Source organism: Mycobacterium sp. 2YAF39, assembly GCF_052114565.1.
GTDB lineage: Bacteria > Actinomycetota > Actinomycetes > Mycobacteriales > Mycobacteriaceae > Mycobacterium.
The window spans coordinates 1,046,122-1,069,110 of the sequence record NZ_JBFREZ010000001.1 but is presented as its reverse complement, the minus strand read 5'-3'; the positions used below and the strand labels follow the sequence as shown (position 1 = coordinate 1,069,110).

19 protein-coding genes and 1 tRNA gene are annotated in these 22,989 nt (G+C 62.6%); 6 read left to right on the top strand and 14 right to left on the bottom strand.

Annotated features, from left to right (window positions below; all coding sequences use genetic code 11):
* Positions 1-2 precede the first annotated feature (2 nt).
* From AB4Z42_RS05365 to AB4Z42_RS05315, 11 genes are all read right to left on the bottom strand, one after another.
* Positions 3-2,177 carry an SGNH hydrolase domain-containing protein gene (locus AB4Z42_RS05365; protein ID WP_442008131.1) on the bottom strand — a complete coding sequence of 725 codons (2,175 nt, stop codon included), beginning with the start codon at positions 2,175-2,177 and terminating at the stop codon, positions 3-5.
* A gap of 159 nt (positions 2,178-2,336) precedes the next feature.
* Positions 2,337-3,092: a TylF/MycF/NovP-related O-methyltransferase gene (locus AB4Z42_RS05360; RefSeq protein ID WP_442008130.1), complete on the bottom strand. Its 756-nt coding sequence runs from the start codon at positions 3,090-3,092 to the stop codon at positions 2,337-2,339.
* A gap of 152 nt (positions 3,093-3,244) precedes the next feature.
* A complete protein-coding gene (locus AB4Z42_RS05355; RefSeq protein ID WP_442008037.1) occupies positions 3,245-4,033 on the bottom strand; it encodes a TylF/MycF/NovP-related O-methyltransferase in 789 nt (262 codons plus the stop codon).
* Positions 4,034-4,086: 53 nt separating this feature from the next.
* A complete protein-coding gene (locus AB4Z42_RS05350) occupies positions 4,087-5,358 on the bottom strand; it encodes a glycosyltransferase (protein ID WP_442008036.1) in 1,272 nt (423 codons plus the stop codon).
* 305 nt (positions 5,359-5,663) lie between these two features.
* Positions 5,664-6,929, bottom strand: coding sequence for a glycosyltransferase (locus tag AB4Z42_RS05345; protein WP_442008035.1), 1,266 nt, complete (start codon positions 6,927-6,929; stop codon positions 5,664-5,666).
* 59 nt (positions 6,930-6,988) lie between these two features.
* Positions 6,989-7,792 carry a TylF/MycF/NovP-related O-methyltransferase gene (locus AB4Z42_RS05340; RefSeq protein ID WP_442008129.1) on the bottom strand — a complete coding sequence of 268 codons (804 nt, stop codon included), beginning with the start codon at positions 7,790-7,792 and terminating at the stop codon, positions 6,989-6,991.
* A gap of 298 nt (positions 7,793-8,090) precedes the next feature.
* Positions 8,091-9,182, bottom strand: coding sequence for an acyltransferase family protein (locus AB4Z42_RS05335; RefSeq protein ID WP_442008034.1), 1,092 nt, complete (start codon positions 9,180-9,182; stop codon positions 8,091-8,093).
* Between the two features lie 15 nt (positions 9,183-9,197).
* Positions 9,198-10,271 carry an NAD-dependent epimerase/dehydratase family protein gene (locus tag AB4Z42_RS05330; protein WP_442008128.1) on the bottom strand — a complete coding sequence of 358 codons (1,074 nt, stop codon included), beginning with the start codon at positions 10,269-10,271 and terminating at the stop codon, positions 9,198-9,200.
* Between the two features lie 106 nt (positions 10,272-10,377).
* Positions 10,378-13,356: an MMPL/RND family transporter gene (locus AB4Z42_RS05325; protein ID WP_442008033.1), complete on the bottom strand. Its 2,979-nt coding sequence runs from the start codon at positions 13,354-13,356 to the stop codon at positions 10,378-10,380.
* A 7-nt stretch (positions 13,357-13,363) separates the two neighbouring features.
* Positions 13,364-16,252 (bottom strand): MMPL/RND family transporter, encoded by a 2,889-nt coding sequence (locus tag AB4Z42_RS05320; protein WP_442008032.1) that lies wholly within the window; start codon positions 16,250-16,252, stop codon positions 13,364-13,366.
* Positions 16,249-16,668 carry an MmpS family transport accessory protein gene (locus AB4Z42_RS05315; RefSeq protein ID WP_442008127.1) on the bottom strand — a complete coding sequence of 140 codons (420 nt, stop codon included), beginning with the start codon at positions 16,666-16,668 and terminating at the stop codon, positions 16,249-16,251. The genes AB4Z42_RS05320 and AB4Z42_RS05315 overlap by 4 nt, the downstream gene beginning before the upstream one ends.
* Before the next feature lie 655 nt (positions 16,669-17,323).
* On the opposite strand from AB4Z42_RS05315, the gene AB4Z42_RS05310 reads away from it, so the two are divergent.
* A complete protein-coding gene (locus AB4Z42_RS05310; protein ID WP_442008031.1) occupies positions 17,324-17,659 on the top strand; it encodes a hemophore-related protein in 336 nt (111 codons plus the stop codon).
* 90 nt (positions 17,660-17,749) lie between these two features.
* On the opposite strand, the gene AB4Z42_RS05305 is transcribed toward AB4Z42_RS05310, so the two are convergent.
* Positions 17,750-18,529, bottom strand: a complete 780-nt coding sequence (locus AB4Z42_RS05305; RefSeq protein WP_442008126.1) for an alpha/beta fold hydrolase — start codon at positions 18,527-18,529, stop codon at positions 17,750-17,752.
* A gap of 349 nt (positions 18,530-18,878) precedes the next feature.
* Between AB4Z42_RS05305 and AB4Z42_RS05300 the strand changes: the two genes are divergently transcribed.
* From AB4Z42_RS05300 to AB4Z42_RS05285, 4 genes are read left to right on the top strand one after another with little or no spacing between them, the layout of a single operon-like run.
* Positions 18,879-20,174 carry a sensor histidine kinase gene (locus tag AB4Z42_RS05300; RefSeq protein WP_442008030.1) on the top strand — a complete coding sequence of 432 codons (1,296 nt, stop codon included), beginning with the start codon at positions 18,879-18,881 and terminating at the stop codon, positions 20,172-20,174.
* Entirely contained in the window at positions 20,165-20,809 is a 645-nt protein-coding gene (locus tag AB4Z42_RS05295) for a response regulator transcription factor (protein ID WP_442008029.1), read from the top strand. The genes AB4Z42_RS05300 and AB4Z42_RS05295 overlap by 10 nt, the downstream gene beginning before the upstream one ends.
* A gap of 18 nt (positions 20,810-20,827) precedes the next feature.
* Positions 20,828-21,325 (top strand): DUF6197 family protein, encoded by a 498-nt coding sequence (locus AB4Z42_RS05290; protein WP_442008028.1) that lies wholly within the window; start codon positions 20,828-20,830, stop codon positions 21,323-21,325.
* Positions 21,322-21,828 carry a hypothetical protein gene (locus AB4Z42_RS05285; RefSeq protein WP_442008027.1) on the top strand — a complete coding sequence of 169 codons (507 nt, stop codon included), beginning with the start codon at positions 21,322-21,324 and terminating at the stop codon, positions 21,826-21,828. Before AB4Z42_RS05290 ends, AB4Z42_RS05285 begins: the two co-directional genes overlap by 4 nt.
* 105 nt (positions 21,829-21,933) lie before the next feature.
* Here the strand turns inward: AB4Z42_RS05285 and AB4Z42_RS05280 are convergent, their stop codons facing one another.
* The gene (locus AB4Z42_RS05280) at positions 21,934-22,179 is read right to left on the bottom strand and encodes a hypothetical protein (RefSeq protein ID WP_442008026.1); all 246 of its coding nucleotides are present in this window, start codon (positions 22,177-22,179) and stop codon (positions 21,934-21,936) included.
* A 130-nt stretch (positions 22,180-22,309) separates the two neighbouring features.
* On the opposite strand from AB4Z42_RS05280, the gene AB4Z42_RS05275 reads away from it, so the two are divergent.
* Positions 22,310-22,828, top strand: a complete 519-nt coding sequence (locus AB4Z42_RS05275) for a hypothetical protein (RefSeq protein ID WP_442008025.1) — start codon at positions 22,310-22,312, stop codon at positions 22,826-22,828.
* A gap of 72 nt (positions 22,829-22,900) precedes the next feature.
* Here AB4Z42_RS05275 and AB4Z42_RS05270 read toward each other — a convergent pair.
* Positions 22,901-22,974, bottom strand: a tRNA-Met gene (locus tag AB4Z42_RS05270).
* Positions 22,975-22,989 lie beyond the last annotated feature (15 nt).

Genomic DNA, 22,989 nt, shown 5'->3' with positions numbered 1-22,989 from the left:
CGTCACCCGTTGGCGAGCGTCCGGTCGATCAGAGTGCCGATCACCGGTCCGAGCAGCCGCGAGTATTCCAGCGTTAGGTGATACTCATCGAGGTACACCAGCGTGTTTCCCACGATGGGTGGGCATCGTTGCGCGGTGCAGAACAGCGAAGTGATGTCGGCGTACTGCCCGTCGCCCGCTTTGGTGGCAACAATCTCAGCTGCAATGCCGGATTCGTTCACCGCAACCGATCTCTGCGCCGTACAGGCCGCCACGTCATCGAGATGACCGGACAGGCAGACCGGCACCACGGAGCCCGGCTCCGGGATTGGCCCGAGCAGTAGCAACTCGGCACCGGTGCCACGCAACTGCTTCACAAGATGGGTCAGGGTTTCGATCCACCTCGGGTCGTATGACTCGAAGGTATCGCCGCGGTAGAGGCGGGAAAGGGCCAGCACGACGAGTTTCGGACGTTCGGCGTCTAAACGAGTGAGGATTTGATCGCGCCACTGATTGCACTCGGTGTAGTCCCGGCGAAGCGTGGGGTCGTAAATGGTCACGTCCAGCAGCGGGCAGCCGGCTTTGGCCATGGTCTCCAGCCGCCAGTGCCGCTGTTCGGCAACCTGCCGCAACGCCGGGTCCCACATCGCGGCGTTCGAATCGCCGACCAGGGCAATCGTCGTCGACGATGCGGTGTCACCCATCGCGCACTCAGGCTGTCCGACTTCCAAGACCGTCCGCATGCAGCCACCGAGAAGCATGGCGGTTTTCTCTGCTGCGGCGTCGGCCACCGGCGGCTCGAGATTCGACGGTACGGCCGTCAGGTCTGCAGATGCGGCGACTGCCGCCTCCACCTGGGCGAACGCACCTTGCACAGCGGTGTCGTAGACCTCGATGTTCTGACCGGGGGGAATCGGCGCGGCATTGACTGACACCGCAGGTGCTGCGGGTCCGCGGCCGACCGGGGCGGGCATCGTCACGAGCAGCACCACTGCCACGCATACCGCCACGGCGGTGGCGGCACCGCCGAGTGCAAGGCTCCAGCCAGCGGACCGTCGCACGCGCCCGGCGAAACGCAGAGGATTCTCGATGAGGCGCAGCGTGAGAACAGCCAAGACAGCGGACACGAGGACCGCCACCAGCCGCCACGGCAAGCTCAGCGGATGGCCCACCAGTATCGGTGCCAGCACCAGCACCGGCCAGTGCCAGAGATACCACGAGTACGACAACTCGCCGATCGCTCGCATCGGTCGCCACGACAGCACACGCCCGACCCCGCGGTCGGGTGCGGCACATCCCGCGCCGATCACCAGGGCGGTGCCCACCACGGGAATCAGTGCGGCTGTGCCAGGGAACAGCGTGGTTGCGCTGAATTGATAACAGGCGAACAGGACCGCCCCGATGCCTATCCATCCCACGATCGCCGCGACACGGAGGGGAATCCGACCCCATTGGCTGACAGTGAGGGCGACCAGGCCACCGAAGGCCAACTCCCAGGCACGGGTAGGCAAGAGGTAGAACGCCGCGGTAGGCCACAAGCGCGTGACGATCACCGACGCCGCCAGGGACGTCACCGCGATGAGCGATAGCACCACCAGGTACGGGGTCTTCGACGGAAGAGCGTGAGCGCCGCTGCGCCGTCGCATACGCCGGATCAGCCAAGCTGTGCAGATGATGACCAGGGGCCATACCAGGTAGAACTGCTCCTCCACGCCGAGTGACCAGTAATGCTGGAAAGGCGACGGGATGGTCTCGCTGGCGAAGTAGTCCGTGGCCTGCAGAAAAAACCAGAAGTTGCTGACGTACAGCGCGCTGGCGATGCCGTCGATGAGGAAGGTCTTGGCGAGCAGCGGTGGCACGAGGATGACCAAGGTGATCGCCGTGACAACACCCACGAAGGCCGACGCCGGCAGGAGCCGACGGGCCCTCGCTCCCCAGAACCCGCGCAGTCGGACGCTGTCGGTGCCCCCGACTTCACGCCACAGCAGGCCCGTGATGAGGAAACCTGAGATGACAAAGAAGACATCGACCCCGATGAAGCCGCCACCGATCCCCGGTATATCCGCATGAAAGAGAACGACAGCCAACACAGCGATAGCCCGCAGGCCCTCGATGTCTGTACGGAACCCGGGTTTGGCCAGGGGTGATCGGGGGGCAGCGGAGGGGTCCGGGATATTCGGGTCGTCACGGCTGGTCACCGGCGCGTCGGTCAAGTAGAGATCGTCCGTCCGCTACCCCTATGCCCCCACAGGACGCACGCAACTCAATGCGAGCGCGACGATGAATATAACTGAAGCAGTAGATGTACGCGAAGCCGATCGATCGGCTCGGCGCTGTCAGTCCGGGTTCTTCTCGGCTCAGCCCGGCGGCTTCATCAGCAAACCCTGACCGGTGGGCAACGTGCAGATCACCACACCCAATTCCCTGGCCACGTCGTCCATAGCCAGCCGCTGCTCGTCGCGGCCCCGTTGCGCATAATCGTCGAGGAGCACAAAAGCGCCGGGAACCAGCCGCGGCCAAAAGAAACGCAGGGCCGCAATCTCGGGCGGGGCACAGTTCATGTCGATATGGAGGTAGGCCACCTTCTGCGAGTCGACCTGATCCAGCGTCTCCGGCACCGTGCCGGCGATGATGCGCACGTTCTTCCACTCCGCGAAATTCTTGCGGACGCTGTCCACCGAATTCGCGTAGATACCGAAGTCCAGCGCCGCCTGGCTCTTGGCCAGCGACCCCGTCTCCCGTTCGACCTGCGTGACGAAGCGCGGATCCATCCCACCGAACGTGTCCAGTAGATAGAAGCACTTGCCCAGCCGGTCCCAGTCGAGGGTCTGCATCACCGCGCTGCTCAAAAACCCATGGCTGACACCGCACTCGACGAAATCACCCTCGAGCTTGCTGGCACTGACCGCTGCCCACAGCCCGACGTGGCACCGAAACTCCCAGTGATAGAAGTCCTCGCCACCCAGCGACTGCACGCCACGCTGGTAGGCGCGCCGAAACACCGGGTCATTCCGGAAATCGTCGCTGTTGAAACAGATCAACGCGTCATCGGAATAAACGTCGGGAAGGAAAGTACGGGGAATCGCATACCCCGTGCGCAGCGCAAGCCACATCAGGCGGAACTTGATTGGCCACTGTTTCGAAACCCCCACGCCGGTCACCATACAACTGGACGTAAGGCTGATGCGGTAAATACGACGGTTTTTCAGCAAACGCGAGTCTGTGACCCGAGTCGGCGCTTCTGCATTCGCGCAGAATGCGTTTTTCAGACAGCTGGCTTGATGATCAGTCCCTGCCCGGTGGGCAACATGGCGACGGAAACGCCCAATTCACTTGCCACTTCATCCATTGCCCGGCGCTGCTCGTCGCGGCCCCGGTTCGCATAGTCGTCCAGCAGCACGAAGGCCCCCGGCGTGAGCCGCGGCCAGAAGTAGCGCAGCGCCGCGACTTCTGGTGGAGCACAGTTCATGTCGATGTGCAGGTACGCCACCTTCTGCGCGTCGACCTCGTCCAGCGTCTCCGGCACCGCACCGACGATGATCCGCTGGTTCTTCCACTGCGCGAAGTTGGCGCGGACACTGTCCACCGAGCTCACGTACATTCCGGTGTCGACGTGATGCTTGCTGATTTCGAGCGCGCCTGCCTCGCGTTCGGCGGCCGTGACGAAGCGGGGATCGAGACCCGAGAACGTGTCGAGCAGATAGAACGTCTTGCCGAGCCGGTCCCAGTCGAGATACTCCATGATGGCACTGCTCAGAAAGCCGTAACTCACGCCGCACTCGACGAAATCACCCTCGAGCTTGCTGGCGTTGGATGCCGCCCACAACGCCAAATGCACCCGCCACTCCCACTGATACCAGTCCTCATCCCCGAGCGCCCGTGCGCCGCGCTTATAGGCACGCTGAAACGCCGGATCCTCCACGAACGCGTGGCTGTTGAAGCAAATCAGTGCATCGTTCGCGTACACGTTGGGTAGCAGAGTGCGCGCGAGCCAGTACTCGAAGCGCACCGCCTTGAGCCATATGCGCGTCTTAGCTGACAGTCCGGATGCCACGGCAGCAACCCTAACATCGGAGGAGGGCCGGTACCGGCTCGGTGGTGCGGTGGTTAGGCCAGACACCTCTTGCGGGCGAAGTCCTCGAGCAGATCGGCTGTGCGGCCTACGCTTTCGCTGGGCTTGGTCATCCGTGCGCCGAGGTCGCGTGCGTTCGCAGCGTATTCTTTTGTCAGAATCCGACGAAGGTCAGCGATCAACGTCTCGGGCGTCGTGCTCGAGAAGCGGCGACCGGAGCCCACTTTCAATTTCTTGAGCTGATTGGCGAAGAACGGTTGATCGCCCGCCGTCCACAAGATCAGTGTGGGCACCCCTGCGCGCAGACTGGCGGCCGTTGTGCCCGAGCCGCCGTGATGGACGATCGCGCGGCAAGCCGGGAAGACCCTCTCGTAATTTGCGGCGCCGACCACCAGGACGTGGTCGTAGTCCGGAACGCCGGTGAAGTCGGTCCACCCCGAGCAGATCAGCGCTCGCTCCCCCAGCTGCGCACAGACATCGGCGATCATCTTGACCGTGTCGGCGGGCGATTCCACCGGCATGCTGCCGAAACCGAAGCAGATCGGAGGTGTTCCCGAGGCGACCCACGAGGCGATGTCGTCATCGCGATCGGTGGTGAGCCCCATCGTCAACGCGCCGACAAACGGCCGCTGGCCATTCCACTTCGCCCACTCCCTCGCCAACCCCGGAAAGACCGCGTCGTCGTAGGCCTGAATCTCCAGGGATCCGCGCTCGGCGATCCGTGCCGGGGAAGCCTCTGTCGCCGCAGGCAATCCCAGTTCGCGGCGCTGTGCGTCCTCGGCTTTCTTGTTCATGCGCCAGCACATCCAGTCGTATGCCTTGAACCCCGTTCGGGCGAGAGGGGCCGGCACATACGGTATGAGGTGTCCGTTCGGCCGCATCGGAAAGTAGTGCAGCACCGCTAGCGGAATGTCGTAATACTCGCCGACATTGACGGCGAGATCTTGATAGAGCTGCCCGGTGAACAACAAGTCGGCCCCGTCGGCCAGTGCTGTCAGAGTCTTGCTCATGTCTGCCCAGTGCCGGAGGACCGGCTCCCAGGCTTCGCGCATCAACTTGATCGGTTCGCGGATGGTCCAGAAGTTGCGGTAAAACTTCGAAAACTTCAGGAGAATCTCGTCGTCCCAGAAATCGTGTGGCGGCGGGCCGTAGGGAACTGCCGTCAGCCCGACTTTGCCGGCGAGATCTATCAAATTGGGCGGGACGGCCATGCGCACTTCGTGCCCGCGGCCTTGCAGCTCGCGGCCCGCAGCAAGCAACGATTCGATATCGCCCCGCGTTCCGTACGCTGCCAGCACAAACTTCATCCGCGACCCCCATGCGCGCACCGTGCACGTACGCCGTATTTTATGGCCGACAGCTACGAATCACTTGTCTTCGCCCAGCGTCCATACCTTGCCGGAGTACCTCACCGCGAACGTAGCAGAACCAGGTCTACTTGGGGTGGGCAACCCTTCGAATTTTCCATTGTCAACGGCGGCCGAGCCGGTAGGCGCCGATGACCAGCCAAATCGGTCACCCCGCGTGCTCGAAGGCGCACCGACAATCTCGCCGACCACCATCACATGGGTGCCCTCTGAGCAAATATGCGGGATCGTCAATGAAGCGGCGGTTAAATTGCGGTGCGAGCTGCGAACTTCTCCACCAGATCGGCGGCGACGACGACATTTGCGGTGGGCTGGGTCATGCGGGCCGCGAGTTCGCGGGCCCGGCCGACGTATTCCGGCGTGAGGATGCGGCGTAGATCGGCGACCAGCGTTTCCCGCGTCGTGGTCGAAAAGCGCCGCGAGGTACCCACTTTCATTCGCTTGACCTGAGTCCCCCAGAGCGCCTGATTCGCATCCATCGAGAGGATCAGCGTGGGCACGCCCGCGCGCAGACTTGCCGCCGTGGTTCCCGAGCCACCGTGATGGACGACCGCGCGGCAGGCCGGGAAGACCGCCGCGTAGTTCACTCCGCCCACAACCTTGACGTGGTCGGCAAGCCGCACATCGCTGAAGTCGCTCCACCCGGCACACACCAGCGCACGTTCGCCCAGTTGCGCACAGGCCGAACTGATCATCTCGACCGCTTCAGCCGGCGACTCCACCGGCATACTGCCGAAACCGAAGCAGATCGGCGGCGATCCCGACGCGATCCACGACGTGACCTCCTCATCGACTTTGGTGCCGAGTTCCATCGTCAACGTGCCGACAAAGGGCCGAAGGCCATCCCACTTCGCCCATTCGGCCGCCAACCCGGGGAAAACCGCCTCGTCGTACGCCTGAATCTCCAGGGCGCCGCATTCGTCGATTCGCCGCGGCGAGGGTGCCGTGGCTTTCGGCAGTCCGAGTTCACGACGCTGCGCGTCCTCGACCTTCTTGTTCAAACGCCAGGAAAACCAGTCGAACACCGTCATCGCGGACCTGCGGACCGGTGGCGGCAGGAACGTGACGAGTTGGCTGTTGGGCCGCATCGGAATGTGATGCAGCGTCACCAACGGCACGTCGAGATGTTCTGCGACGTTGGCGGCGGTCTCCTGATAGGCCTGCCCGGCCAGGATCACATCAGCGCCCCGACCCAGCGACGTCAAGGTGGTGTTCATCTCCGCCCAGCACTCGTCGCTGACGTCCCACATCTGCCGCCACAACGCCCGCAGTTTCCGGACCTTCCAGAAGGTGTGGAAGGCGGACGCCCAGAAGTTGCGATAGATATCGAGCCATGTCCGTGTATCGAGTCCGTAGGCCACCGTGGGCAGACCGGCGCCCTCGGTGAAATCCATCAGGTCGGGCGCCACGGCCATACACACGTCGTGACCCCGGCGCTGCAACTCGCGGCCGATCACCAGGGAGGGCTCGACATCACCCCGAGTTCCGTAGCACGCCAGCACAAATCTCATTGCGAGCCAACACTATCGATTACGCCGAAGCGATGAACACGAAGAACGGACCGATCGTGTTAGGTCTTGCGCCAGTAGACGCCGGTTCCGTCCACTTCCACGATCTCTTCGGTGATTCCATGCTGCTCGCGGTAGTCCGTGACTGCCTTCTCGCATGCCGCGATCGCGCGGTAATCGTCGATGATGCAGAAGCCACCGGGAGACAGTCGCGGGTACAGCGCATCGAGCGCTTGGATCGTGGATTCGTACAGATCGCCGTCGAGGCGCAAGACCGCGATGCGCTCGATCGGCGCGTCGGCCAGGGTGTCTTTGAACCAGCCCGGGATGAAGCGGACCTGGTCATCCAGCAAATCGTAGCGCTCGAAGTTGGCCCGGACCTGTGCTTCGGAGACGGCCAGGGCCGCATACCGGTACAGCCGGTCGCCCTTGTCAGCCTTGTACTTTGCGGCGTCGGGGCGAGGTAGGCCCTCAAACGAATCGGCCAGCCAGACGGTTCGCTTCTCGTCGCCGTAGGCCGCCAGAATCGCGCGCATCAGAATGGACGCTCCACCGCGCCACACGCCACACTCGACCAGGTCGCCGGGAACATCGTCCTGGAGGACCGCCTCGACGCAGTGCTGCAGACTGGTGAGTCTCTGCATGCCGATCATGGTCAGCGCGTCGGCCGGCCAGTCGAGCCCCAGATCGCGAGCATGCTTGTCGAACGGACGCTTACGAACGAGCATCATGTTCTTCGTCTTGAACAGCGCGCGTCCCACGGTGTACCAGCCCACGGGCACGAGTTCGTCGGCTCCGTATCTGGTGAGGTCCCGTCGAAGCAGCTCCAGGTACGCAGATGTCGTATCGCGATCGGTCACGGTCAAGAAACGCCCCTGTCTGGCATCCGGCCTGCCCGCCGATTGGCGAGCGTTCATGAACTGACACTGTACCCGCTTCGCGGAGCGCGCTGTTGCTGGGCTCACGATGTGAGATGCCTCGATGCGGCTCATTTCCGGGCCGGAGGCTGGTCAGCACTGACGTCTTACTGGCATTCTGGCTGTATTCAGGCCCCTTGGAAGGTGACAGGTCTAACAATTTCGACCGTCGCGGCCGTTTGCCGGTCGCACTCGTTTCCTCGTGAAAAATGTTGGCTGCATCGAAGCTGCATCGAAAAGTTTGGACTCATGTCCGGCCTTCGTCCGTCTCCTCGAGCCGCGACTCCTGCGCGGCGGCTATATCCCTGCGCTTCAGTCGCGACTTCAGCGCCATCGCCCGCTTTTCCACCAGGAACCAGCTCAGCGCGGCGAGCGGCAGGGTGGCGACCGTTGAAACGATGAAGAAGACAACCGGAGTGAGAAAGGTGAGCCCGCAGATGGCCAGCAACTGCTGCACCGGGAATGCGTAAATGTAGACGCCGTAGGACAGATCCGTGCGCAGCCTCAGGCGCTTGTGCTGGATCAGCGCGCCCGCGACGATGACGGCATACGCCAGCGGCAGCGCGGCCACGACTCGATAGTCAGGCAGAAATACCGACGCCACAACGACGATGACCACGCTGACCGCGACAAACGACCACTTCGCAGGGATCTTGTCCCGCCACTGATAGATCACCGCCCCGGCCGCGAACATCATGGCGCAGCGCGCAAGCAGCTGAGGAGCGGTCCAAAGACCCGGAAATGTCAGCGGCGGCAACAACAACGCACCCACCACCGAGAGCGCCAGCAGCAGAGGCGAAATCCACCGACGCGCGGCGAGCCCGACGACGCCGAGAACGGCAACAGCGAAGTAACACAACACTTCCCAGAAGAGGGACCACAGCGAGGCATTCCAGTCTTCGGCGAATGGAACCCCTTGCGGCGTCCCACCGACGTCATGCCCGAGGTTGATCAATGCGATGTTTTTCAGGATGTACTCGATGGGCCCGGTGGACAGCAGCAGCTTCGCCACCGACCCGCCCTGAATCGCCACACCGATGGGGGCGATGACGAACGCCGTCACGATCAGACAAACGTAGAACCCGGGAAGGATACGGAGGGCTCGCGCAGTCAGATACTCGCGCAGGCGCGGGTTGGTGAGCCAACTCCTGGAGATGAGAAACCCTGAGATCGCGAAGAATCCGTCGACACCCACGGAGAAGAGAAGCTGGACGACGGCTGCGGGCGGCATCCGGCCCGTGACCGGAAACGAGTGGAAGAGAATCACTTCGGCCGCCAGCGCAAGCCTCAGGGCATTCAGAGCATTCTTCCGCGGATCGAAGACCTGCTCTAATTTCATTGCCGCACAGCCGTCCTAAGGCGACGCATCGGCATCAATTCGAGGCTGCTGGCCAATCCAGTCGAGCAACGCGCGCAGACCGTCGTCGAGTGTGAACTTCGGACGCCAGTTCAGCTCGTCTCTCGCCTGCTCTATCACGCAGCTCGCGGCGCGAACATCGCCGTCGCGGAATTTCGGTACGACTGCGGGTTCAGGGGCGCCACAGATTGCAGCGAGCTTTCGGGCCAGCTCGTGGATGGTTGTCCCTACTCCCGAGCCGATATCGAGGCAGCGCGACTCGGCCGCAGGCTTTTCCACCGCTGCGAGCAGCGCGTCGGCAACGTCGTCGATGAATACGAAATCCCGCACGATGTTGCCGTCTTCGTACACCTCCAAAGGCCGTTGCTCGCGCGCCAATCGTGCGAAGAGCGCGACTATCCCCGTGTACGAATTGGTCAGCGATTGGCCGGGTCCGAAAACGTTCTGCAGACGCAGGACACTGAGCTTCGTGTCATGGGCGGCCGTCCATGCCGCCAACATGTGCTCCTGCGCGAGTTTGGTCGCGGCGTAGATGTTGGTGGGTCGTGGCTCCGTCTGGTCCGCCCGGCTGGGAAGCGGCACCGCAGGCTCGTCCGTGGGCCCCTGGGGATCCCAGATGCCCGCCAGCAGTTGAGCATGGCTGCGGGGCCGCGGATAGAAGGTCTGCGCGCCGGCCCGCCAGGCGCCCTCACCGTAGACAGCCCTCGAGGACGCAATAACGAACTGGTCAGGAACCAGTCCTGCGCGAGTGAGGGCGTCGAGGAGCTGAGTGGTGCCCACCACGTTCACCGAACCGTGCCGCGTCGCTTCAGCGAGTGACTGACCCGTTCCCGTCTCGGCCGCCAAATGGACTATTTGGGTAGGACGGAACAACCGCAGCACAGCATCCAGGTCAGGCGCATGAGTGACATCGCCAGTGAATAACCGCACCGATTGCGGCAGATCGATCGGTTGATGTCCGGTGTGCACTTGCGGGTGCAGGACGTCCATCACGGCGACGTCGTTGCCGCCCTCGACCAGACGCCGCGAGAGCGCGGATCCGATGAATCCCGCGCCACCGGTGATGAGCACGGATGCTGACACGAACCGAAGCCTCTCATTCATCTGCGGGGGAAGCGCAACGCCCCCCGACAGCGTCGCCAGCGGTGCGGGTTGCACCGTATCGGCACTGGAAAACCTAGACGGACGGCCTCGGGATCTCGGTGGTGGGCGCGTCGTCGTCACCGTCGTAGCGGTCGTGTCCCGCACGACCCTCTCCCGACAGCAGGGACCGGACCATTGGACGGGTACCCAGCGGCTCGAGGAGTGCACTTGCGGGCCGGGGCCGCACAACTTGCGGCCACCAGAACCACCGTCCGAGAAGCGCGGCGATCGAAGGCGTCATGAATGCGCGCACCACCAGTGTGTCGAACATCAACCCCAAGGCGATGGTCGTGCCGATCTGGCCGATGATGCGCAGGTCACTGACCACCATCGCGGCCATGGTGACCGCGAACACGATGCCTGCCGTGGTGACGACCTTGCCGGTACCTCCCATGGCGCGGATGATGCCCGTGTTGATGCCCGCGCCGATCTCCTCTTTCATTCGGGATACCAGCAGCAGGTTGTAGTCGGACCCCACCGCCAACAGGATGATCACCGACATCATGAGCACCATCCAGTGCAGCTGGATGCCGAGGATGTACTGCCAGAGAAGCACGGAAACACCGAACGATGCGCCGAGCGAGAGTACGACGGTGCCGACGATCACCATCGAGGCAATGAAGCTTCGCGTGATGATGAGCATGATGGCGAAGACAAGGCAGATTGCGGCTATGCCGGCGATCAGCAGATCGTAAGTGGACCCGTCGTGCCAGTCCTTTGCCGTCGACGCGGCGCCGGCCATACTGATCTCGGCCTGCGACAACGGTGTGCCCTTGAGCGCTTCCTCCGCCGTCTCCCTTATCTGGGCGATCCGCGCAATGCCCTCCGGGGAAGCCGGGTCTCCCCGATGCGAAATGATGAATCGGGCGGCTTTGCCATCCGGGGACAGGAAGGAATTCATCGCTTTCTTGAAGTCTTCGTTCTTGAAGACGTCTGGCGGCAGGAAGAAAGAATCGTCGTTCGCGGCTGCGTCAAAGGCATTACCCATTGCCATGACGTTTCCGCTATTTGAGTCCATCTCGCCGAAATAGCCGGACATCGTGCTGTGCATGGTCAGCGACATCATCCGTAGGCTTTTCATGATCGTAATCAAGCGTGGCAACTGCTCGAGGATCTGCGGCAAGACCACATTCATTTTATCGAGGTTTTTCAACAGATCGTCCATTTTGAGGCTGATCGCATCTACACCGTCGAGGGTGTCGAAAATTCCCCTGACCGCCCAGCAGAGCGGGATGTTATAGCAGTGCGGTTCCCAATAGAGATAATTGCGGATCGGTCTGAAGAAATCGTCGAAGTTCGCGATCTTATCCCGCAGGTCGTCCAGGACATCTTTCAGTTGGTGCGTCTGATCGGTCATGGCAGCTGTGACTTTGACGATCTGCTGGAACAGCACATACTGCTCCGTCATGATGTTGATCATCTTCTGCATGTCTTCTGCTTGCGTGAGCATGTCGCCGATGCGCTTCTTCATGAATTCCATTTGCTGAACCTGGCCGGCGCTCTGAATGCTCATCAGGAACGGCAAAGAAGTACGTTCAATCGGCGTTCCCTCTGGCCGCGTTATTCCCTGCACTCGAGAAACTCCCGGAACGCGGAATACCGCCTTGGCCAGCTTGTTCAACGTGATGAAATCTGTCGGATTCCGCATATCATGATCGCTCTCGATCATGAGAATGTCCGGCATCAGCCGAGCCTGGGAGAAATGCTTCTCCGCGACGGTGAACCCCTCGTTCGCCGGAATGCTGTCAGGTACGTAGAGCCGATCGTTATAGCTCGTCTTGTAACCCGGCAATGCGAGCAGGCTGAGCAGGACGATGGCGCACGTCGCAGCCAGGATGGGCCCCGGCCACCGGACAATCGCAGCGCCGATTCCGCGCCACCGACGGACCTTCATCTTGCGCTTGGGTTCCAGCAGACCAAACCCGCTGGCCAGGGCGATTCCCGCCGGGACGACGGTCACGGCGACCGCTACCGCGACAACCATGCCTATCGCACACGGAATGCCCATCGTCTGGAAGTAGGGCAATCGGGCGAAGCTAAGACAGAAGAGTGCGCCTGCGATGGTCATACCGGACGCCAGAACCACCGGCGCGACACTGCGATACATCGTGTAATAGGCGGTTTCGCGATCTTCGCCGGCTTGCCGTGCCTCTTGATATCGGCCGAAGAAAAATATGCCGTAATCGGTTCCGGCCGCGATCGCGAGGAAGACCAACATATTGACGGCGAATGTGGAAAGGACGATCAAGTTATTGTGACCGAGGAGCGCGACGAATCCGCGAGCAGCCAACAATTCAACAGCGACCATGATCAGCAAAATGATGACGGTGGCGAATGAACGGTAGACAAAGAGAAGCACCGTGAAGATGATCACGGCGGTCACCGCGGTGATCCGCAGAATGGAGTGGTCGCCGGCGCGTTGCATGTCTGACGCCAACGGCGCAGCGCCGGTCAGATAAACCTTGACGCCGGCAGGCGGAGGAGTCCGGTCCACGATCGTACGCACCGCGTTCACCGATGCTTCGCCGGCGGCCGTGCCCTGGTTGCCGACCAGACTCAATTGAACATATGTGGCCTTGCCGTCCGGGCTTTCGACGCTCGACGATGTGAGTCGATCACCCCACAGATCCTGCACATGCTCCACATGCTCCGGATCGTCTCGCAGCTTCTGAATCAAGACGTCGTAGTACTGATGCGCATCCTCGCCGAGCTGTTCTTGGCCCTCCAACACGATCATCGCGGAACTGTCCGAGTCGGATTCCTTGAAGACCTTGCCCATGCGGGTCATGGCCTGCACCGACGGCGCATCCGACGGCATCACGGAAACGGAATGCTCCCGCCCGACCTTCTCCAGCGCAGGGATGAACGACCGCCAGCTCCCACTGACAGCGGCCAGAGTGGTGATCAGAATCAACGCCACCCAGACCAGGATGATGATCGCCGGGATGGCGCGGATGGTCCGCGCAACCCGGGGTCGGCGACGTTGTTCGTTGCTCACGCGATCGTTAATCATGCGACCGCTAGTCGTTCCTCAACAGCAAGGAACGCACCAGGGGACGGGGGCCGGTCGAGCGAAGCATTTGGCTGGCTGGTCGTGTGCGCACCGCAAGCGGCCACCAGAACCAGCGGCCGAGTAGTGCGGCGATCGACGGCGTCATGAATGCGCGCACGATCAAGGTGTCGAACAGGAGACCAAGGCCGATGGTGATACCAACCTGACCGATGGTGAGCAAGTCACTGACGATCATCGATGCCATGGTGGCCGCGAATACCAAACCTGCTGCCGTCACGACCTTGCCGGTACCACCCATTGCCCGAATGATGCCGGTGTTCAGGCCAGCTGGTATTTCCTCTTTCATTCGGGAGACCAGCATCAAGTTGTAGTCGGACCCGACGGCCAACAAGACGATGATCGACATTGCCAGCACGACCCAGTTGATCTGGATGCCGAGCAGATGCTGCCAGACGAGCACGGACAATCCGAAGGATGCACCCAGCGACATTGCGACGGTGCCGACAATGACCAGGGCGGCAACAAAACTTCGCGTCATCAACAGCATGATGATGAAGACCAGACAGGCTGCAGAGACTCCTGCGATCAAGAGGTCATACGTGGATGCATCCACCAGGTCCTTCACCGTCGACGCGGTGCCGCCGAGATAAAGCTTGGCGTTCTCCAGTGGCGTCCCTTTGAGGGCCTCCTCAGCCGCAGATTTGATCGGCTCTACGCGAGCGATGCCCTCGGGTGTCGCGGGATCACCCTTCTGCGCGATGAGCAATCGCGCAGATTTTCCATCGGGCGAGAGGAAGATATCCAGGACCCGCTTGAAGTCCTTATTGTCGAACAGCTCCGGCGGTATGTAGAAAGTGTCGTCATTCTTTGCCGCGTCGAACGCCTTACCCATGGCGGTCGCGGTATCGCTGTTTTCGTCCATCGCCCCGATGGTGCCGGACATGGTGCTGTGCATGGTGAGCATCATCGTGCGCGTGCTCTCCATGGTCGCGATCATCGCCGGGAATTGGGCCAACACCTGCGGCATCAGCGCATCCAATTGGTCGAGGTTCTTGACCAGACCTTCCATTTTGACGGTGACCGCATCGACACCGTCGAGGGCATCGAATATTGATCGCACCGCCCAGCAGAGGGGAATGTTATAGCAGTGCGGCTCCCAATAAAGATAATTGCGGATCGGCCGGAGGAAATCGTCGAATTGGGCAAGCGCATCACGCAGTTCATTGGTGACGTCCTGCAACTCGTGCGTGGTTTCGACCATACTGTGCGTGACGGCCACCATCTGCTGCATCAGTTCGTACATGCGCTGCATGATGGCGATGGTTTCGCCCATTTTATCGGCCTGGACCTGCATGTCTTCCATGCGGTCCTTTTGGAATGGCAGGTTCAGCAATTGGTTAGCCTGCCCCATACTGATCAAATACGGGAGCGTCGTGTGCGGGATCTGAGTTCCCTCGGGACGTGTGATCGACTGAACATCGGCGACGCCGGGAACGGCGAAGACAGCCTTAGCCAATTTGTTCAGGATCAGCATGTCAGCGGGATTGCGCATATCCCGATCGGTTTCGATCATCAAGACGTCGGGCGCCGCGAGTTTTGATATCGGGAAATGCCGGGCGGCGGCTTCATATCCCTTGTTGGCGGGAATGTCTTTGGGAATGAATTCCTGGTCGTTGTAGCTCGGGTTGTATCCCGGCAGCGTCAACAGCCCGACAAGTGAAATGGCCACCGTCGCCGCAAAAATGGGTGCGGGCCACCGGACCGTCGCCGTTCCTATTCGCTGCCAACCGTGAGTTTTGATACGCCGCTTGGGCTCGAACAAATTGATGCGACTGCCCGCGGCCATGACCGCCGGAATGAGCGTCAGGGCGACCGCGACCGCAATCAGAATGCCGAGTGCACCGGCCCTGCCCAACGGCTGGAAGAAGGGCAAACGGGTGAAACTGAGGCAGAAGATGGCGCCCGCGATGGTCAGGCCGGAGGCCAACACGACTTTGGCCACGCTGTGATACGCGGTGAAGAACGCCTGTTCCTTGTCCTCGCCGGCTTGACGCGCCTCCTGATATCGCCCGGCGTAGAAGATGCCGTAGTCAGTGCCGGCCGCAATACCCACGGACACAATGAGATTGACCACATAGGTCGTGAGACCAACGATGCCGTGGAGCCCAAGGAATGCGACCACTCCTCGAGCTACCTGTAGCTGTATGCCCACCATCACCAGCAAGAGAATGACGGTGGTGAACGAACGGAAGACCAGGAGCAACATCAGGAAGATCACGCCGAACGTGACCAACATGATCAGGAGGACCGTTGAGTTGCCGCTTTTCCCGATGTCCGCGACGATCGGTGCTGGGCCGGTGACAAACGCCTCGACGCCCGGCGGGGCCTTGGACTTCGCAACCATGTCCTGGATCGCCTGGACCGACATGTTTCCCTGAGCCGAACCGGGAGCGCCCTGGAGATTCAGCTGCACATACGCGGCTTTACCGTCCCCGCTCTGCGCGGCGCCCGCCGTGAGCGGATCGCCCCAGAAGTCCTGGACGTGCTGCACATGCTTCGTATCGTCGGTGAATTGACGAACAAGGTCCTTGTAGTACTGACGCGCATCGTCGCCGAGGGGTTGCTGGCCCTCCAGTAGCACGACGGCCAGACTCTCGGAGCTGGACTCCTGGAACAGCTTGCCCATGCGCGCAGCCGCCTGATACGACGGGGCGTCCGGGACGGACAGCGGTACCGATTTCTGAGCTTCGACGACCTCCAGCGGGGGCACGAAGACCGTCACCACGACGGTGATCGCCAGCCACGCCAGGATGATCAGGATCGAGAATCGGTGAATATTCCGCGCTACGAACGGTCGTTTGACGGGCTGCTCGACGGCAGTGTGGTTGCCGGTCATGCGGCCTCGAGCGAGCAGGATACGTACGCGTTGGTCTGGTTGGACGTCTTGTCCGCCTTGACCTCATCGTCGATCATGATGCGGCAGCCGATGCTGTCGGAATCGCCCTGCGCCACAACGCTGGCGACGGCCGTCGTCGAACCGATGTCGAACTGTATCGACCATGGCAACGTCGTATCCCTGGCAAATCGCGGTTCCGCGTCGCCGTCGAAATAGCTGACGGTGGCCACCGTTCCCGGGGGTCCCCAGACCTCATACCTCAGGTGCTTGGGGTCATAGGGCTTGGTATCGGCCTTTGCCGAGTCGGAGTAGGTGGGGCGATTGTCGGAGCCGAACATGCCGTGCAGCCGCGACACAGTGAAACCGCCAGCCACGACCACAATCAGGATGACAAGCGGAATCCACACATGCTTCAGAACCCTGAGAATCGTAGACCCCCTCCAGCTCGCTCCACGCCCGGTGCCGTGTCGTCGACCATGCAACTACATATCGGCGTCGACACGCCAGTCGGCACCCCCCCGCGTACGGTGTCGCCGCTGGACGGCGTGACGTTACCGCAAACACGAGGACCTAGGCGAGCGCAAACCGGTCCCGACGAGTAAACCATGCCGGCGCCCTCCATACTGGCCCGTTCCCAAACGCGATATGGGATCGCAACGCATAGCGCGAGCGTAGAGGTACGGTACGAATATTTCGCACCGTCCCGCAAATCACGATGTGCGTTATCTTCGCACGGCGGTGATGGGTAGTTCCGAGTGCACAACCGTCCGCAAACCACCGACGGACCTGGCCATGAACAACATTCAGGGCCAAGCGTCAGCAGTACCGCGGGCTGGCAATCCGAGTTATGGACGCCCAGCTCGCGGGGGAAATTACCGAAAGATGACAGACCGCTGGGCGCGGATGTAACGCAGCGAAAACTTGCGCCGATATGCGTTGTGCATCGCGGCGTGAGGTTTGAGGATGACGCGATGAAGGTAGTCGAGAGCCAGTGGCAGATATTCTGCGCAAGTTTTTAGCTGGGCAATTTAGAGTTTTGGTAATAAGTAGTGAGAGGGAGGGACCCCACACATGAAACTGTCCTTGACCAGAGTGGCTGCTGCGGTTGGCGGATTGGCCTTGTCGGTGACCGCCGGTGCCGGCATCGCATCCGCTCAGTCCTACGTCGATGCAATGGTCAACTCGCCGTGCACGTATGACCAGGCAATTGCCGCCGTGAACGCGGAGAATCCGACAGCTGCGGGGTACCTGATGCAGTCGCCGCCGAACCTTGAGTTCGTGCGTGTGTTCCTCAGCTCGTCCAAGGATCAACGCCTCTCGTTGCTCGATCAGATCAAGGGCAACCCCGGGATCGATCAGGCCATTCCGGTGTTCACCCAGATGATGACCAGCTGCGTCAACTACTGAGCACGCGTGCCCGCGGACACCCTCGCCATTGAGGGTGTCCGCCGGTGCCGCGCATCTCGTTGCACCACAAGCTGATTCGATCCAATGCCTCTACCGGGGGCCGTGCGCGAAGAACTCGAGGATCGCCGAGTTCACGGCATCCGGCCGTTCGAGAAACCCCAGATGGCCGGCATCAGCGATCTCCAGATAACGCCCACGCGGAAAAGCGCCTGCCACTTCGGCGCCCAGATGCGGGGGGATCACCAGGTCGTCGGCGAATCCGATGACCAACACAGACGTCTCGATGGCCTTATAGGCCTGTAGGCGGTCGTTTACCGGCGCGACGTCGTGCTGCGCGCGGATTCCGGGAGTCGAGTCCGTTGGCCACAACGTGAATGTGTCGATCCAGTCCGCGACCGCGGCGTCATCGTTCAGGGTTGTCGGTGAAAACCCTTCGAGCAGACGAATTTTCGCCTCATAGCTGGGCGGCAACCGGATGCCGGCCTCGACTAATTCCTCCTCGGCGATGCGGAAGAACTCGCGCGCGCGGTCGTGGCGTCCGCGGGTGGCCATCAGCACCGCCTGACTGACCAAGTCGGGACGAGCCACCATCAATTCCTGGGCGATGAAAGAGCCCATTGACGTGCCCACGACTCGGACGGGGCCGGCGCCGACCCGCTCGATCAGTTCCGCGGTGTCGGCCACCATGGTTTTCGTCGCGAAGCCCTGAGCGTTGGAAGTTGCGCCCACTCCCCTGTTGTCGAATGTGATGACCCGGTAACCCGCGGCTTGGAATGCCGGCACCTGGTGGAGATCCCACGTGCGGCCGGCGCCGCCCTGGCCCGCGATGAACAGAACCGGCTCTCCGTTGCCTCGGTCCGCGAACGCCATAGTCGCCACGGTGGGGACGGTACTACGGGCGGACAGCAAACTCGCGTGGAACGCGCCTGGGGGTTAACCCCCGCAAAACTGTCTGGCAAACATCGGGGGGATACCCCCCGCAAACTTCTCGGCTGCCGCGCCGTTTGTGCCCGTTGGGGTCCGCGGCATCTCGGTGGCGGGATCTGCACCGTCGCCGTACTCTCGGCGACGGCGTCGATCAACCCGCGTATACCCGTTCTGAGCCGGCGAACTCGGCGGTCCGACGGCCACTTTTATGGCGCCGTCCGGGGGTTAACCCCCCTGAAGTCGTCCGGTAAACGCAGTGTTGCCTCACCGCAGCGGTCCGTACGTTGACTGTATGGTCATTCTCGCGGATCAAAATGCTGAGCCAACCACGGCTGATACCACCACGCCGCCGACTCCGCGACGCATAGGCCTCGCGGCCAGCGCGTCGATGATCGCCGGCGCGGCGATCGGCGCGGTCTGGGTGTGGGTGCCGCTCATGCTCGTGATCTTCGGGATCTCGGCGATTCCCACGGGGGTCGGGTTCCTTCTCGCCCTGGTCGTGTTCGTGTACCTGATGCGCGGCGTGGAATGGCTCGAGCGGGTGCGCAGCGAGGCCGTGTTCGGCATGGGCCTGCAGGTGCCGCCCCGGCGGATGTCGCACCACACCGGCCTGACGCGCTGGGTCCACCAGATTTGGCTGGACCTCAACAGCACCCGGTTCTGGAAGGGCGCCACCCACCATTTCGTTCGGCTGGCCTACGACATGGCGGCCGCTGGCCTCGCGTTCGCTCTGCTCGCGTTCGCGTTCCTGGCACCGGCCGGGGCGATCTCGCTGACCCGCAGCGGCGACGAGGCCGGAGTGATCCTCATTCCGCCGATGCTGGCGTGGCCGCTGGCCGTCATCGCGTTCGTGGCCGCGGTCGCGATCGTGGTGTTCGCTCCTGCACTCGACGCCAAAATCGACAGCTGGTTGCTCCCGCCGTCGCCGACCGCGGTGCTCAAGCACGAGATGAACGTGCTCGCCGACGCCAGGCTGGGTGCATTGACCTCTGCCCAAACGGAGCGTTACCGCATCGAACGCGACCTGCATGACAGTGTGCAGCCGCGACTCGTGTCGTTGGCGATGACCATCGGCCTCGCGCAGACGAAGCTCGATACCGATCCGGCCGCCGCCAAGGCGCTGATCGCCGAGGCGCATGACGACGCGAAAACCGCTCTGGTGGAACTGCGTAACGTCGTGCGGGGTATCGCCCCGTCGATCCTCGCCGACCGGGGCCTGGATGCCGCGCTGTCGTCGGTGGTGCAGCGCGCCGCCGTGCCGACACTTCTGGACATCGACCTGCCCGGGCGAATCCCCGAGGAGACCGAGTCGGTCGCCTACTTCATCGTCGCCGAGGCACTCACCAACGTCGCCAAGCACGCACAGGCGTCGCGAGCCGTGGTCACCGTGCGGTTCGATCAGGCCGAAAACATGCTCCGCGTCTCGGTATTCGACGACGGCCGCGGTGGTGCGCAGATCACCGAAAGCGACACCGCCACCGGTCTGCGGGGCTTGGCAGAGCGGGTGCGCGCCGCGCGTGGCACCTTCACGATTTCCAGTCCCTCTGTCGGCTCCACCACCGTCACCGCGGAGCTGCCATGCGGATAGTGATCGCCGAGGACTCGGCGCTGCTTCGCGCGGGCATCGAACGCATCCTGACCGATGCCGGCCACGACGTGGTCGGCAGCGTGCCGGACGCTACGAACCTGCTGCGCCTGGTCAGCGACACCCGTCCTGATCTGGTGATCGTCGACGTCAGGATGCCGCCGACGTTCACCGATGAGGGAATCCGCTGCGCTGCCCTGCTGCGCAGCCAGAATCCCGAGTCGCCGGTACTGGTGCTGTCGCACTACGTCGAAGAGCGCTACGCGTCCGAACTGATCACCGCCGACACCCGTGGCTTCGGCTACCTGCTCAAGGACCGCGTCGCCGACGTGCCTGCGTTCCTGGACGCCGTCTCGGTCGTCGGCAGCGGCGGGACGCTGCTGGACCCCGAGGTCGTGTCCCAGATTCTGGCGCGGTCGCATAAGCGCAGCGCGCTCGATCAGCTCACGCCCCGCGAAATCGAGGTACTGCAGCTGATGGCCGAAGGCAGGACCAACTCGGCGATCGCCACGACGCTGCACATGTCGACCGGTTCCGCCGAAAAACACATCGCCTCCATATTCGCAAAGCTGGCACTCGTGCAAGACGACACCGAAAACCGCCGTGTCCTAGCCGTTCTGCGCTACCTCGAGTCCTAACCGAAAGGAATGCAGACCATGACGACCAACACCCCCCTTCGCACCGTTGACGGGATGAACACGAACACCGACCGCGAGGTCATCGAGGGCGCACTGGCCCTCCTCGAGGTCGACAACGGGTGGACCCAGGGCGCCTACTGCCGTGACGCCGCCGGCTATGAGGTGCTGCCAGCCGTCGACTCCCCCGGAGAATGGGTGCGGTTGCGCACCTTGCACGTTGGCGGGGGCGGCTACCGCTCGCACACCGACACCGGGGCGACGCCGTGCAGCTTCTGCCTACAGGGCGCGCTGCGCGCGGCCGCGGGCTACTGGCACTTCGGACATCCGGGCCTGGTGCACGAGCAGGTCGTTCGCCTGGAGGAGCTGCTGCTGGAGCTCGCGAATTCCATGGCGGCGCCCGGCTGGGCCACCATGGCTGCGTTCAACGACGACGCGCGTACCACCCAGGCGGACGTCGTGCTGCTCCTCAAGCGTGCTGCGGCACACCTCGAAGGTCTCGAGCACGGGCAGCAGTGAGCAGGACCGGCGTCGCATCCGAGGTACCGCCTGACGTTCCCGTTGGAACAGCCGCTACGTCCTCGACGGTGTCTGGGGGCAACCGCACCGCCATCCGCGCCGTGCTCGTCGTCATCAGCGTCGTGGTGGCCCTCGGCAGTCTGGTCAGCCTCGGCGTTCTTGCGGTCGGCGTCAGCAGCATTCGGGTCGTCAACGACACACAGGCACTGCCTGCCAACATGCGATCGCTGGCGATCGACACCGGCGGCGTTCCGGTCGTCGTCCGTCCTGTCACTGACGCCGACGCCCGGGAGCCCCGTATCGACCTGCGTATGGTCACGCGCGGCGACGACACGCGGCTCGCGGTCGCCGACAGCGCGGCCGGTAGCCGGGTCACGCTCAGCGACAACGGTTCCGGCTTTCTGTGGTTCAACCCGTCCGGCGAGATCAAGTTGGTTCTCCCGCCCGGCGTCGCACAGAAATTGAGCGTGACGGTTAACGACCAGGCCCGCTCGCTGACCTGAGTCGCTGGGCCAAATATGTTGTGAGGGACAGGTTCCCCCGAGAACGCATTCAGGCCCGGATCCGCATCGATCCGCGCCTGAATGTCGTTGTAACCCCGAAGCCGACTAGCCCGGGAGTCCCTGCTCCTCAAGGGGTAAGGGTGCGGGGCCCTTGATGCTGGGCTCTGCTACCGGGACCGGCAATCCGCTGGGCGCCGTGGTCGCCGTGACGGTGACGCCGGTGGTCATCTCGGATCCGGCAATGGCGTCCGATCCCGACTGTCCCTGCAGAACCGCCCCGGTGAGGGCGGCTGCGGTGACTGCGGCGCTTCCTCCGAAAATGGCGAAGGCTTTCATCAATCTTGTACTCAAGATCTCGATCTCCTCAATGTGCGTTTATGTTCTATAGGAACGTGGGTTACAGCGCATATGTCGGGCGCACTATTCCGTTTTGGGCGGCCTTCCAAAGACGAACCTCGGTCTGGGGCCCTACCCTTCGGTGATGAGATCATTCGCCGCCGCTCTATCGGCAGTGCTCTTCGCGACCGCATGCGCATCGTGCGGCATCGCCGACGGCGCGTCCAAGTCATCCACTGGACCGGCCGGCCCGGTCGCGGCAAGGACGGCCGCATCGGGAGGTGACGTGCCGGAGACACTCTCAGCCGCAACCGCCGCGGCGCAGGCCAACGTCGATCACTTCTCGTCGGGAGATTTCGCCGGTGTCTGGGAGCGCATGTCACGGGAAGTGCGTGACGGGATCACTCAGGACGACTTCGTGACCTTCTACGCAACCTGCAAGAAGCCGGGCACCAAGATTCGTGTCGCCGGGGTCAGCCTGGATCCCGCGGTCGGCGAAGCGATCGTGTCCATGAAACTTGACGGCACCGAACGACCTCGGATCATGCTCTTCGAAGACGGCGACTGGGTCATGAAGCCCACGCCTGCCTTCGCAGCGCATCTGGGTGAGCCGGTCGGCAAGATCATCGCCGAAGAGCAGTCCGCAGGTCTCTGCTCCGATTGATCCGCCAGAAACTCCCTCGCCCACCAACGAAATTGACCCCAGAGGTCGTACCTCTGGGGTCAATTCGTTTAGTAGCGGGGACAGGATTCGAACCTGCGACCTCTGGGTTATGAGCCCAGCGAGCTACCGAGCTGCTCCACCCCGCGTCGGGTGAACGCAAG

Bases quoted from the DNA above. Each gene is read 5' to 3' on its own strand.
- AB4Z42_RS05360 (WP_442008130.1), bottom strand. From the start codon at position 3,092: ATGTGGCTTGCGCTGCGCACGGGGTATGCGATTCCCCGTACTTTCCTT.
- AB4Z42_RS05350 (WP_442008036.1), bottom strand. From the start codon at position 5,358: ATGAAGTTTGTGCTGGCAGCGTACGGAACGCGGGGCGATATCGAATCG.
- AB4Z42_RS05345 (WP_442008035.1), bottom strand. From the start codon at position 6,929: ATGAGATTTGTGCTGGCGTGCTACGGAACTCGGGGTGATGTCGAGCCC.
- AB4Z42_RS05335 (WP_442008034.1), bottom strand. From the start codon at position 9,182: ATGAAATTAGAGCAGGTCTTCGATCCGCGGAAGAATGCTCTGAATGCC.
- AB4Z42_RS05325 (WP_442008033.1), bottom strand. From the start codon at position 13,356: ATGATTAACGATCGCGTGAGCAACGAACAACGTCGCCGACCCCGGGTT.
- AB4Z42_RS05320 (WP_442008032.1), bottom strand. From the start codon at position 16,252: ATGACCGGCAACCACACTGCCGTCGAGCAGCCCGTCAAACGACCGTTC.
- AB4Z42_RS05310 (WP_442008031.1), top strand. From the start codon at position 17,324: ATGAAACTGTCCTTGACCAGAGTGGCTGCTGCGGTTGGCGGATTGGCC.
- AB4Z42_RS05305 (WP_442008126.1), bottom strand. From the start codon at position 18,529: ATGGCGTTCGCGGACCGAGGCAACGGAGAGCCGGTTCTGTTCATCGCG.
- AB4Z42_RS05300 (WP_442008030.1), top strand. From the start codon at position 18,879: ATGGTCATTCTCGCGGATCAAAATGCTGAGCCAACCACGGCTGATACC.
- AB4Z42_RS05295 (WP_442008029.1), top strand. From the start codon at position 20,165: ATGCGGATAGTGATCGCCGAGGACTCGGCGCTGCTTCGCGCGGGCATC.
- AB4Z42_RS05290 (WP_442008028.1), top strand. From the start codon at position 20,828: ATGACGACCAACACCCCCCTTCGCACCGTTGACGGGATGAACACGAAC.
- AB4Z42_RS05275 (WP_442008025.1), top strand. From the start codon at position 22,310: ATGAGATCATTCGCCGCCGCTCTATCGGCAGTGCTCTTCGCGACCGCA.